This window comes from Algibacter sp. 2305UL17-15 (assembly GCF_040720935.1).
GTDB lineage: Bacteria > Bacteroidota > Bacteroidia > Flavobacteriales > Flavobacteriaceae > Jejuia.
Genome location: NZ_JBFDAE010000001.1, coordinates 279,549 through 292,606 on the forward strand (window position 1 = coordinate 279,549; position 13,058 = coordinate 292,606).

Consider the following 13,058-nt stretch of genomic DNA (forward strand, 5'->3'; position numbering starts at 1 on the left):
TTTCATCATGAAAAAAATACTTTTTCTCTTTTTAATAGTTCCCTTTTTGAGTTTCACTCAGGAAATGAATAACGATAAACTTCAAGAAATTTATACATCTGTAAGCGATTCCATCAATGGTAAATCCGGAGGTTGGCAGTTTTTTATTAAGGAAATTCCGTTAATGTGCATTACAGATACTAACCATAATAGAATGCGCATTATATCTCCAATAGCAGATGCCAAAAGCCTAAACGATGAATTGATTAAAGCAGCCTTAGTGGCAAATTTTCATACTGCTTTAGATGTTAAATATGCAGTTTCTGATGGTGTACTATGGTCTGTGTTTATTCATCCTCTAAAAGAATTATCAGACCATCAGGTTAAGGATGCCGTAAGTCAAGTGTATTATGCCAATATTAATTTTGGGACTACTTTTGCCAGTACTTCATTAACCTTTCCTGGAAGTATCAATAGTGAAAAAACTAAAGAAGAGCAGGTAAAAGAAGTTCCAAAGTTTAAGAAGTTGTAACTTAATAATTTTGTCTGACCTGCAAGGTTTTTGAATACCTTGTAGGTCTTATTTGGCTTTTAAAGTTTATCCTTTCAAGTTATAAAACAGGGCTTTCATATTAAATTTGTTCAGTAGTAACTTCGTCTTTGGGAATGTTTAAACCGGTTTTAAAGTTTGGTAAAATCATTTCCTCCATAGCTTTGTCTTTTAGTTTTTCAGCTTCTAAGAAATACCAAATCTTTTTATCTTCACTATAGATGCCCAGTAAATAACTTTTTGATTTTATGCGCATGTTATTCATTTTTATCTGGTTGAGACTCTCAACATAGCAACGGTATTGGTCATCTTCAAAAACCACTTCAGAAACGCTAATTATATCAGATTTCTCAAAAATTAAACCTTGTTCTTCTATTTTCTTAAAAGTTGTTTTTAATAATTCTAGAGCTTTCTCCTTACCACCCATAACTTTAATAATAGTAGGGTAGGTGTGCTTAAAAACGGTTTCAAAATCTTTTTTAAGAGTTGCTTCAGCAGTTATTTTGGCATCTCTTAGGGCAAATTTCTTTAATTCTTCCTTTGTTTGAGCAAAAGAAATGCTGCTAACAGAAATTAGCAGCATGAGTAGTATTGAAGTTATTTTATGCATCTTTCTTCTTTTTAGCAGCTTTCATGGCTTCGCCAATTTGGTTACTCGCGGCAAAGCTGGCCACCATATCATTCAGCATATTACTGCCTGCTTGTGGCGCATTTGGCAATAAAATTAAATTACTATTTGTTTCTTCTCCTAAAGATTGTAACGTATCATAATGTTGCGTTACAACAATAAGCGCAGAGGCTTCTTGACTGTTAATGCCAACACGATTCAACACTTCAACCGACTCTTCCAAACCACGTGCAATTTCTCGACGTTGGTCTGCAATACCTTGACCTTGCAAACGCTTGCTTTCAGCTTCGGCTTTTGCCTTTTCAACTATTAAAATACGTTGCGCATCGCCTTCAAATTGTGCTGCGGTTTTTTCTCTATCGGCAGCATTAATTCTGTTCATGGCTGCTTTTACCTGTGCATCAGGGTCAATATCTGTTACCAATGTTTTAATGATATCGTAACCATATTCCATCATCGCATCGTTCAATTCAGCTTTTACGGCTAAGGCGATATCATCTTTTTTAACAAAAACATCATCCAGTTTCATTTTTGGTACTTCGGCACGTACCACATCAAATACATAACTTGTAATTTGATCGTGCGGATAATCCAGTTTATAAAAGGCATCATATACCTTATCTTTAATTACTTTGTATTGCACGGAAACTTTTAGGCGTACAAATACATCATCTAAAGTTTTGGTTTCAATAATAACATCCAATTGTTGAATTTTAAGGCTTAATTTACCCGCAATTCTATCTACCAACGGAATTTTCAACTGTAAACCAGACTGACGAATACTTTGAAACTTACCAAAACGTTCTATAATAGCTGCGGTTTGTTGCTTAACAACGAAGAATGACGAGATTAAAATTAGTAATCCAAAAAAAATAATGGGGATTAAAAAGAAATTCATAGTTGTGTTTTTAAATGGTTATAAAATGGAGTTACTAATTTAAACTATATTTGGGCATTAAACCCTAAAATACTATGAAAATTAATAGGCTTATACTGTTAGTAGCATTTCTACTATGTTTTGTTACAAAAAGTTTTTCCCAGCGTGGTAATTACCGCATCAATAATGGTTTTTCTATATTTGGAGGGGTTACAAAATTTGATATTGCTACCGATAATTTTGAAACGTCCCAAGGCGATGGTTTTTTGGGCGGAATGACGGCTACTGTTGATATTCCTTTGCGTTGGTATAACGTTAGTTATGGCATGCAACTCTCTGAAAGTAATATTGATATTCTTGGAAGACCAGCTTTGATAAGTACACAAGATGAATTTGTAAATTACAAAATGTTTGCAGCACAAATTGCGATGCAATTGCACGTAAAAGTAATTCCAGATTATTTTACAATTGATTTGGGACCGATGTTACAATACAATGGCGAATTAGAGTTTAAGGATAAAGCCCAAGAAGACTATTATATAAATAATTATACAACTCTATCTGCAAAAGACATTACCAAGATTTCTCAATTTAATTTTAATGGTGTTGTTGGTGCTTCGGTTGGGGTTAAAAACTTTAATCTGAAAGCACAGTATATTTACGGATTTACCAATATTTTGAAGAAACTTGAGAAGGAAGGCTTGGATACTTTAGGCGGAAATTCTCGTTTTAAGGGCCATCAGAATATGTTGGTTTTAGGAGCTATGATTTCGTTTTAACTTTGTCATTCCTGCGAAGGCAGGAATCTATTACTGAGTATAATTCAAAGTCTCCTCAATAGCTATATCTAATTGCTTTACTTTTTCTTTTGTAGGTTCTATAGCATCAGATTTTACGGTTTCTCCTCGTGTATAGCCAATATATTTTAACCAACCATCTGACCGGATTTTTCTGCGTTTAGAAATCATTACATATGCAGTATCTTTTTTTAATTGCGTTGTTTCTGAAACCACATCGTCAATACTTATTTTAGGGTAGAGGTCTGCCAATATTTTTTTCGCCATATAGAAATGCCCAATTTCGTTGGGATGAACACCATCTGGAATAAAAGTACTGTCCGATTTTTGTGTTTTAATAGCCACTAATTCTTCATTTAAATAGCTGTTTAAATTGATGACTTTTGTAGCGCCTAAATCCATCAACCAATTGGAATAATCTGCTAAAACCCCACCGTAATTAAAGTACGGGTTTTTATAAGAATGAGGTTCGTCATCAAAAGAAATGCGATCTTTAATTGGGTCTGGATCAAAGGGTGTAGGCGTCAAAAAAATGATTTGAGCACCTGTATTTTCAACGTTACGCATCAGGTCTAAAATACCCATTTTATAGTTCTCGAAACGGGTTTCATCAAAATTAGAAAAAACACCATCGTTCATGCCGTAACAAGCCAACACTACGTCTGGTTTTATGAGTTTTAAAGCGTTATCTAATCTAGAGTGAATGCAAGGTCGAGGATAGGGATGATTTGCTTCAGAATCTCCCGAGGCTGTTTCACTAGATAAACCAATGCTTATGATATCTAAAGTTTTTTGAGGATGATTTTTGCGTAAGTAATATTCTAAAAAATCGACGTATTTGCCGTTTTGTGTGATGCTGTTGCCGAGGATTAGAACTTTTTTGTTATGGAGTGGGAGGGTTTGGTTTTCTTCTTTTTTGCAGGAGAAAATGATAAGTGTAAATATGAATAAGTAAATGTAGTTTTTCATGTGAAAGGAAAATTATTGCTTATTGATTTCCAACAAGAGTTCTAATTTTATCCAGATAAGATTTGGCTATTCTAGCTTTCTTTGAGCTAACGTGGTAATTGCTATATCGACAGGTTTTACATAAATCATGTAAATTTCGATATAAAGTACCAGCACCATTTATTCTTTGTTCTACTAATTTGATAGTGGACTGGTTCTTAGATATTCTCACGCCTTCATCTCTGCTTTTCGAATAATATTGCTCAAAGCTAGAATATTCAAAAGCTTCGTCATCCCTAAAGGGAAATATGTCTTCTTGAACTAAGTGTAAAGCAGAATAAAAAGCAGTCGTAATTACCCAATCTAGATAGTTTCCATCTTTTAGTAGAAATTCACAAGCTTCGTAATTGTGCTGAGAATGGGATTTAGGCATTAATTGAACTCATTTTATAGTCCATAAAAAAGCCATCAGACACTAATAAATTAGTATTAAAAACTTCCTCTTCTCTATCAGAAAACATAAACATTACATTGTAATACTTGTCTTCAATAATTTCTTCTTCTAATGAAGCTGCAAAATCATAACTAATCAAGAAATCTTCTGAGATGAATTGCTTTTCTGGTAAAGTAATTAGGATTATAAAATCGTCGTAAGATTTAATCTTTAAATGAGCAGAAATAGGGTTTAATTTATGCTCTATCATAAATTCTAGCATCCTTTGAGTAAAAGTTGCCGATTTATTGATATTTTCATTTAGCTTATCAATATATAGTTGGTTAGATTCAACACGACCTTCTTTTTTACCTTTTAAATAGGCGTTGATAACGTCATCATTGGTAAAAATAGAATCTTTGTCAACGGAAACCTGCCAAGTGTGGGATTCGTTAGAATCTTTTTTGGAGTTTTGTGTGGTGGTGCTCATAATTTTTGATAAAAAGTGATTAAATTAAGCTATTAATTAATATCTTTTTACTAAGCGAAAGTACAAAACTTATACCAAAGTAAAATAAATTTTATATGATTTCGTATTTTGAAAGTGAGATTTTCCGATGAAATAGATTTTTAAAGAGATAAAACAGCGTACTCAATCCGCTTAACAGTCTCCGCTTTCCCAATCATAAACATAATATCAAACACATCAGGACCTTGTAAAGCACCTACCAATGCTAAACGCAATGGCATCATCACTTTTCCGAAACCAATTTCGTTTTCTGTTATCCAGCCTTTAATATCTTTTTGTAAGGCTTCAACAGTAAAATCATCAATGTGTAAAATGATGCTTTTTAGTTGTGTCATCAATTCAGAAGTCCCTTCTTTTAAGGCTTTTTTAGCAGCCTTTTCGTCATAAGACGTTGGTGCAGTAAAAAAGAAATGACTTAATTCCCAAAAATCTGAAACAAAGGTTGCACGCTCTTTAATGAGGCCAATAACCATAGAGATGTAATTTATGTCGATGTCATGACGAGGAGCTTGCGACGTGGTAATCTCATTATTTGATTGAGATTGCTTCGTTTCACTCGCAATGATATTTAGCTTTTCATCTACAATTGGCTTATACAGCTCAGCTAAAACATCATTATCCTGTTTTTGCATGTAATGATGGTTAAACCATTTGGTTTTATCAGGATCAAAACGTGCGCCCGCTTTGTGTACTTTCTTCAAATCGAAAGCTTCAATTAATTCATCTAGAGAGAAAATTTCTTGCTCTGTTCCTGGATTCCAACCTAAAAAAGCTAAAAAGTTGACCATGGCTTCAGGGAAATAACCATCTTCTTTATAACCACGGGAAACAGCGCCAGTTTTTGGGTCTGTCCATTCTAAAGGAAATACTGGGAATCCTAATTTATCGCCATCACGTTTACTTAATTTTCCTTTTCCTGTGGGTTTTAAAATCAAAGGTAAATGTGCAAATTCTGGAGTTTCCCATCCAAAAGCTTGGTATAATTGGTAATGCAATGCCAAAGAAGGCAGCCACTCTTCGCCACGAATAACATGCGAGATTTTCATTAAGTGATCGTCCACAATATTTGCTAGGTGATAAGTAGGCATCCCATCACTTTTAAATAACACTTTATCATCTAAAATATTAGTATCTATTTTAATGTCGCCACGAATAATATCTTTTAAATGTAATGTAGAGACGTTGCATGCAACGTCTCTACATTTAAACCGAATGACATAATCGTCGCCAGTATCCAATTTTGCCCGAACCTCTTCCGCTGAAAGCGATAAAGAATTACTTAACTTCAATCGGTTATGCCAATTATAGATAAAGGTTTTTCCTTTGGCTTCGTGGTCTTTTCTATGAAAATCTAATGTTTCAGCAGTATCAAAAGCATAATATGCGTTTCCTGAAGCAATTAATTCTTCGGCGTAAGCTTTATATAAATGTTTACGTTCACTTTGTCTGTATGACTCTTTTGTCATTCCCTCGAAGGAGGGAATTTGTGGTCCTTCGTCAAATTCTAATCCACACCAATTTAGGGCATCAATAATATACTGTTCTGCACCTTCTACGTAACGTGTTTGGTCCGTATCTTCAATACGTAAAATAAAAGTACCGTTGTGTTTTTTAGCAAATAAATAGTTGAATAAAGCGGTACGAACTCCACCGATATGTAAAGGTCCCGTTGGGCTTGGTGCAAAACGCACACGAACGTTTTTGGTCATGTTTTGTAAATTTGTGGCAAAGATACGATTATCAAGACATTTTTTTAGACACGGATTTACACGGATTAGTTTTGCATGCGCAGATTATTAAAAAAATTGTCTCGCAAAGTCGCAGAGGCGCAAAGAATTTAGAACGTTTTATTAAGTTATTGTAAATTGATTAATGTAAAAGGCTTTGACCTACTCCAAACAAGGGAGATTAATGCGCAACAGTTTCCCTCCTAATAAGGAGGGATTAAGGGAGGTGTTTTTTTTTAATCTGAAAACTTCATAACTATCTTTCATTCAAATGAACACACCCCTTACGCTCCTGGATGCGTCAGGAAGGTTCGCGAGATTTTTTAAGATATAGATTTCACGGATTTACACGGATTAGTTTTTCAAGTGAAGATTATTAAAAAAATGTCTCGCGCAAAGGCGCAAAGGCGCAAAGAGTTTAGAACGTTTTATTGAGTTTTTTGTGATTTGATTAATGTAAAAGGCTTAACCGCTCCTTAATCCACTCCAAGGAGGGGAAACTTACAGGCAACAGTTTCCCTCCTAATAAGGAGGGATTAAGGGAGGTGTTTTTTTTCAATCTTAAATTTCATCACTATCTTTCATTTAAATCAACAATTCCTTCGCGCCTTTGCGCCTTTGCGCGAGATATTTAAGTTTCTTAGTTTGACAAACCCACAATTAACAACCCCTTAAGCATCTTATAGAAATAAAATTGTAGTTTAGTGTTTTAAATGGCTTTGTGTCATGGTATTTACCCCAAATCATGGATAATTTCAAAAACATACAAGAAAAGTTAGAGCGATTCATCAGACGCTATCATACTAATGAATTGCTTAAAGGCGGCATTTTATTTTTCGCCATTGGTTTACTGTATTTTCTATTCACACTTTTAGTAGAACATTTTTTATGGCTTAATACTACCGCTAGAACACTGTTATTTTGGGGTTTTGTTATAGTAGAATTGGGCTTGCTCGCAAAATTTGTGGCAATTCCGTTAGCCAAATTATTCAAGCTTAAAAAAGGAATAGACTACAATAAAGCTGCTAAAATCATTGGAAAGCATTTTCCGGAGGTAGATGATAAACTCCTAAACGTTATTCAGCTTAAAAACAGTAAAGAGCAATCGGAATTATTATTGGCAAGTATTAACCAGAAATCTGTGGCCTTAAATCCAATTCCGTTTAAACTCGCCGTTAATTTCACGAAGAATTTAGCGTATTTAAAATACGCCGTAATTCCTGTTATTATTCTGTTACTGGTTTATATAACCGGTAATTTTAATTGGTTTAGCGATAGTTATAAACGCGTGGTTGATTATAAAACAGCTTACGAACCACCAGCACCATTTCAGTTTTTTGTGGTTAATGATGACATGAATGCCATTGAAGGGAAAGATTTTAAATTACTAGTAAAAACTGCTGGGGAGATTGTTCCAGAAAATGCGCAAATAACTTATAATAATGAAACTTATTTTTTGCAGCAAACGGCATTAGGCGAATTTGAATATGTGTTTTCACAAGTACAGAATGATGTTGAATTTAATTTATCTGCTAATGATGTGAATTCAAAACCATATCAGCTAAATATTGTAGAAGTACCGTCATTACTAAGTTTCGAGATGGTGTTGGACTATCCAAATCACACTAGAAAGAAAGATGAAATTTTAAAAAGTACTGGAAATGCCATTGTTCCTGAAGGCACAAAAGTGACATGGCAACTTAAGACGAAATCTACTGAAAAGGTGTCATTATATTCTAAAGACACCATCAATTTTGCTTTAGATGAAGCAGGCAGTTTTAAAACTTCTAAAAGTCTATTTAACGATTACGATTACACCTTGAGCACCAGCAATAAAAACCTGAAAGACTATGAAAATTTATCGTTTTCTATTGATGTGGTCAAGGATGAATTTCCAGAATTGAACGTACAGATGAAAGTGGATAGTCTGGATTTACAAACACTCTATTTTTACGGACAAGTGAGTGACGATTATGGATTGAGCAAATTACAATTGGTATATTATCCTTCGGAAAATGAAGCGGGTAAGAAGGCCAAATCTATTGAATTAACTGGTTCCAATGTTTCAGAATTCATTTCTGCATTTCCTGATAATCTAGAAATCAAGGATGGAATTTCATACCAATTATATTTTCAAGTATTTGACAATGATAGAGTTAACAAGTATAAAAGCCGAAAGAGCAGTCTTTTTAATTATCGTAAACGCACCCAAGAAGAGGAACAAGGCAAACAATTAGTGGAACAGGGCAAAACCATTAAGGATTTAAACAAATCGCTTCAAAAATTTGAAGAGCAAAAAAAACGGTTAGATGAATTGACTAAAACCGGTAAAGAAAAAAAGAGCTTAAATTTTAATGATAAAAAGAAGTTAGCATCATTTTTTAAACGGCAGAAGCAGCAGGACGAAATGATGAAAAATTTCAATAAAAAATTGAAGGAGAATCTTGAAAACTTTCAGAAGGAAAATCAAAAAGAAGATCCGTTTAAAGAAGATTTAAAGAAACGTTTAGCGGAAAATGAAGAACAGCTTAAAAAGGACGAAAAGTTGTTGGACGAGATTAAAAAACTTCAGGAAAAGATAAATAATGAAGAATTAATTAAAAAGCTTGAAGAAGTTGCAAAACAGAACAAGAATAAAAAACGAAGTTTAGAACAGTTATTGGAATTGACCAAACGTTTTTACGTTGAAAAGAAACTGGAAAAGCTTGCGGACGATTTAAATAAGTTGGCAGAAGAGCAAGAAGAATTATCAAACGAAGCTGAGGAAGAAAATACCAAGGAAAAGCAAGATGCTTTAAATGAAGACTTCAAGAAATTTCAAGAAGCACTAGAAGAACTCAAAAAAGATAGTGATGCTTTAAAAAAACCAATCGATATTCCCCAAGACAAGTTGGATGAAAAGGAAGTTAATGAAGAACAGCAAAAAGCTTCAGAAGAATTAGAGAAAAAGGAAAAATCAGAGGAGCATTCAGAAGAAAAAAAACAAAGCCAAAAAAACGCAAAAAAAAGTCAGAAAAAGGCAGCTCAAAAGATGAAGCAGATGAGCAGTAACATGCAAAGTGCCATGCAATCCATGAGCGGCGACCAAATGCAGGAAGACACGGAAATGTTGCGCCAAATTTTGGATAATTTAGTATTGTTTTCATTTGATGAAGAAGCGTTGATGGAGCAATTCAAATCTATAGATATCAACCATAATAAATATGCTAGCTATCTCAGAAAGCAAAATAATCTCAAGGAACATTTTGAGCATATAGACGATAGTTTATTTGCCTTGTCTTTACGTCAGCCAAAAATGTCAGAACAGATTAATAAGGAAATATCAGAAGTTTATTTTAACATTGAAAAAGCGCTGGATTTATTAGCAGAAAATCAATTATACAAAGGTGTCTCCAATCAGCAATTCGCTATTACATCCACTAATAATTTAGCTGATATGTTAAGCGACATTTTAGACAATATGCAGGAAAGTATGAGCATGTCTGCTGGAAAGGGAGGAGAGGGCGAAATGCAATTACCAGATATTATTATGAGTCAGGAAGAGCTCAATAAAATGATGGAAAAGGGCATGGAAAAAGGAGAAAAGGGAAAGCCTAAAGAAGGTGAAGGTGAAAAAGAAGGTGACAAAGGTAAGAAGGGAGAAAAAGGCAATAAAGGAAAAGATGGTAAGGATGGAAAAGATGGAAAAGACGCAGAAGGTAAAGATGGCGAACAAAATGGAGGCGAAGGAGAAGGCAATAATCAATATGATGACGGTTTACTTTACGAGATTTACCAAAGACAGCAACAATTACGTGAAGCTTTAGACAAACGATTAGAAAAAGAAGGTTTAGGCGGTATTGGAGATAAGTTATCCAGACAAATGGAGGAGATAGAATTGGACTTATTGAACAAAGGTTTTACGAACCAAACGCTCCAAAAGATGATGGACTTAAAGCATCAATTATTGAAATTGGAGAATGCAACATTTCAACAAGGCGAAGAAAATAAGAGAGAATCTGAAACCAATAAAAACAGGTTTGATAATAACACCAACACGCAAATTCCGACAGCAAAACAATATTTTCAAACTACAGAAATATTAAACAGACAAGCTTTACCTTTGCAGCAAGTTTATAAAAAGAAAGTGCAGCACTATTTCAAAAAAGCTAATGATTAATTTCAATTACGAAACAGATTTTAAATTAGAATCCGAAGTCAATATTTCTACATGGATTTTAAATACCATTGCTTCTGAAGGGTATAAAATAGAAGAAATAAATTACGTGTTTTGTGACGACGACTATCTTCATAAATTGAATGTGGAATTTTTGAAACACGATACTTTGACCGACATAATCAGCTTTGATTATTCTATCGGAAAAATTATACAGGGAGATATTTTCATTTCCATTGAAAGAGTAGCAGATAATGCGAAAGATTTTAATGTTTCGTTTGAAGAAGAATTACATCGTGTGCTCATTCATGGTGTTTTACATTATTGTGGTTATAAGGATAAAACTGATGATGATGCTAAGGTGATGCGTAAAAGGGAAAACCACTACTTGTCTCAATTAAATTAAATAAAAGATTTCATCGTATATTTGCAAATTAATTTCCATGAAGATGGAAACCTATTATTGATGTGTTCCACGTGGAACATATCTTTAGAAAAAGAAGAATTATGTTTAACGAAGTTTATGATGTCATAGTTGTCGGCGCAGGTCACGCAGGAAGTGAAGCTGCTGCTGCTGCTGCAAACATGGGGAGCAAAACCTTGCTTATTACCATGAACTTACAGAACATTGCACAAATGTCCTGTAATCCCGCTATGGGCGGAATTGCTAAGGGGCAAATCGTGCGAGAGATTGATGCGCTTGGTGGTTATAGCGGGATTGTTTCAGATACCTCCGCTATTCAATTTAAAATGTTAAATAAGTCCAAAGGTCCTGCCATGTGGAGTCCAAGAGTCCAAAGCGACAGAATGCGTTTTGCTGAAGATTGGAGAATGCTTTTGGAAGGTACTCCTAATCTTGATTTTTATCAAGAAATGGTTTCTGGTTTAATCGTAAAAAATCATAAAGTCGTTGGTGTAAAAACATCTTTGGGAATTGAGATAAAAGCGAAATCCGTAGTGCTAACAAATGGTACTTTTTTAAATGGCTTAATTCATATTGGTGATAAGAATTTTGGAGGCGGAAGAGCAGGGGAAAGAGCAGCAACTGGAATTACAGAACAACTTGTAAATTTAGGTTTTGAATCCGGTAGAATGAAAACGGGAACGCCGCCAAGAGTAGATGGACGATCTTTAGATTATTCTAAAATGATTGAACAGCCTGGAGATGAAAATCCTGAAAAATTCTCTTATTTGGATAGTACAAAACCATTAGAAAATCAGCGGTCTTGCCATATGACTTACACAAGTCTTGAAGTACATGATTTGTTGCGTGAAGGGTTTGACAGATCGCCAATGTTTAATGGTAGAATTAAAAGTTTAGGGCCAAGATATTGTCCTTCTATTGAAGACAAGATTAATCGTTTTGCAGATAAAGACAGGCATCAATTATTTATAGAACCAGAAGGTTGGAATACATGTGAAGTGTATGTAAATGGTTTTTCTACATCGCTACCGGAAGATGTTCAATTTAAAGCATTACGTTCTGTAGTTGGTTTTGAAAACGTAAAGTTTTTTAGACCAGGATATGCTATTGAATATGATTATTTTCCTCCAACACAATTAAAGCATACTTTGGAAACTAAGCTTGTTGAGGGTTTATATTTTGCAGGTCAGATTAACGGAACAACAGGGTACGAAGAAGCAGCTTCGCAAGGCTTAATGGCGGGTATAAATGCCAGTTTAAAAGTTCGAGAAAAAGAGCCGTTTACTTTAAAAAGAGATGAGGCTTACATTGGTGTTTTGGTTGATGATTTAATTACAAAAGGCACAGAAGAGCCATATCGCATGTTTACATCTCGTGCTGAATACAGAACATTGTTGCGTCAGGATAATGCAGATAAAAGATTAACACCAAAGGGATATGAGCTGGGATTGGCTTCAGAAAAGCGATTAAAACGCATGGAGGAGAAGCATGAAGCAGCAGAAAAATTCGTTAGCTTTTTTGAAACCCAAAGTGTAAAACCTGAAGTTATAAATCCGATTTTAGAGTCCAAAAAATCTGCTCCAGTAAAACAATCTGGTAAGCTTTTTAAAGTATTTGCAAGACCTAATATTGAAATGGATGATGTTAGAAAAGTAGAGAGTGTTGAAGCTTATATTCAAGAAAACAATTTGGATAGAGAGGTGATAGAGCAGGCGGAAATACAAGTTAAATATTCAGGTTATATCGCCAAGGAAAAAAATAATGCAGATAAGCTAACGCGATTGGAGTACGTTAAAATTCCAGAGAATTTTGACTATTCGCAAATCAAATCCATGAGTTTTGAGGCGCGTGAAAAGTTGAAAAAAATTCAACCAACAACGGTGTCCCAGGCATCAAGAATTAGCGGCGTATCACCAAATGATATTTCTGTTTTGTTGGTTTATATGGGACGCTAAATTCCTCCGAAGGCAGGAATCTTTCGCCTTAAAAGGCGTGTAGTTTTTAATTTTT

The 13,058-nt window shown here is 34.4% G+C and carries 11 protein-coding genes; 5 read left to right on the forward strand and 6 right to left on the reverse strand.

All coding sequences use genetic code 11. The annotated features are described in order from the left end of the window. The first annotated feature begins 7 nt into the window (after window positions 1-7). Window positions 8-511: a hypothetical protein gene (locus ABXQ82_RS01115; RefSeq protein ID WP_367053653.1), complete on the forward strand. Its 504-nt coding sequence runs from the start codon at window positions 8-10 to the stop codon at window positions 509-511. 100 nt (window positions 512-611) lie between these two features. Here ABXQ82_RS01115 and ABXQ82_RS01120 read toward each other — a convergent pair whose 3' ends face one another. Next, window positions 612-1,139, reverse strand: a complete 528-nt coding sequence (locus tag ABXQ82_RS01120) for a hypothetical protein (RefSeq protein WP_367053654.1) — start codon at window positions 1,137-1,139, stop codon at window positions 612-614. Next, complete coding sequence (locus ABXQ82_RS01125) at window positions 1,132-2,055, reverse strand: SPFH domain-containing protein (protein ID WP_367053656.1); 924 nt, start codon at window positions 2,053-2,055, stop codon at window positions 1,132-1,134. Before ABXQ82_RS01125 ends, ABXQ82_RS01120 begins: the two co-directional genes overlap by 8 nt. Window positions 2,056-2,129: 74 nt before the next feature. On the opposite strand from ABXQ82_RS01125, the gene ABXQ82_RS01130 reads away from it, so the two are divergent. Further along, window positions 2,130-2,813, forward strand: a complete 684-nt coding sequence (locus tag ABXQ82_RS01130; RefSeq protein ID WP_367053658.1) for a hypothetical protein — start codon at window positions 2,130-2,132, stop codon at window positions 2,811-2,813. 30 nt (window positions 2,814-2,843) lie between these two features. Here the strand turns inward: ABXQ82_RS01130 and ABXQ82_RS01135 are convergent, their stop codons facing one another. From ABXQ82_RS01135 to gltX, 4 genes are all read right to left on the reverse strand, one after another. Further along, the gene (locus ABXQ82_RS01135) at window positions 2,844-3,800 is read right to left on the reverse strand and encodes an SGNH/GDSL hydrolase family protein (protein WP_367053660.1); all 957 of its coding nucleotides are present in this window, start codon (window positions 3,798-3,800) and stop codon (window positions 2,844-2,846) included. Window positions 3,801-3,819: 19 nt separating this feature from the next. Beyond that, window positions 3,820-4,212 (reverse strand): hypothetical protein, encoded by a 393-nt coding sequence (locus tag ABXQ82_RS01140; protein WP_367053662.1) that lies wholly within the window; start codon window positions 4,210-4,212, stop codon window positions 3,820-3,822. Further along, a complete protein-coding gene (locus ABXQ82_RS01145) occupies window positions 4,205-4,702 on the reverse strand; it encodes a hypothetical protein (protein ID WP_367053664.1) in 498 nt (165 codons plus the stop codon). Before ABXQ82_RS01145 ends, ABXQ82_RS01140 begins: the two co-directional genes overlap by 8 nt. Window positions 4,703-4,842: 140 nt before the next feature. Next, window positions 4,843-6,450, reverse strand: a complete 1,608-nt coding sequence (gltX, locus tag ABXQ82_RS01150) for a glutamate--tRNA ligase (RefSeq protein ID WP_367053666.1) — start codon at window positions 6,448-6,450, stop codon at window positions 4,843-4,845. Window positions 6,451-7,213: 763 nt separating this feature from the next. Here gltX and ABXQ82_RS01155 point away from each other — a divergent pair. From ABXQ82_RS01155 to mnmG, 3 genes are all read left to right on the forward strand, one after another. Further along, a complete protein-coding gene (locus tag ABXQ82_RS01155) occupies window positions 7,214-10,627 on the forward strand; it encodes a hypothetical protein (RefSeq protein WP_367053668.1) in 3,414 nt (1,137 codons plus the stop codon). Then, entirely contained in the window at window positions 10,620-11,030 is a 411-nt protein-coding gene (gene ybeY, locus ABXQ82_RS01160; protein ID WP_367053670.1) for an rRNA maturation RNase YbeY, read from the forward strand. The genes ABXQ82_RS01155 and ybeY overlap by 8 nt, the downstream gene beginning before the upstream one ends. Before the next feature lie 101 nt (window positions 11,031-11,131). Further along, window positions 11,132-13,003 (forward strand): tRNA uridine-5-carboxymethylaminomethyl(34) synthesis enzyme MnmG, encoded by a 1,872-nt coding sequence (mnmG, locus tag ABXQ82_RS01165; RefSeq protein ID WP_367053671.1) that lies wholly within the window; start codon window positions 11,132-11,134, stop codon window positions 13,001-13,003. The last annotated feature ends 55 nt before the right edge of the window (window positions 13,004-13,058 follow it).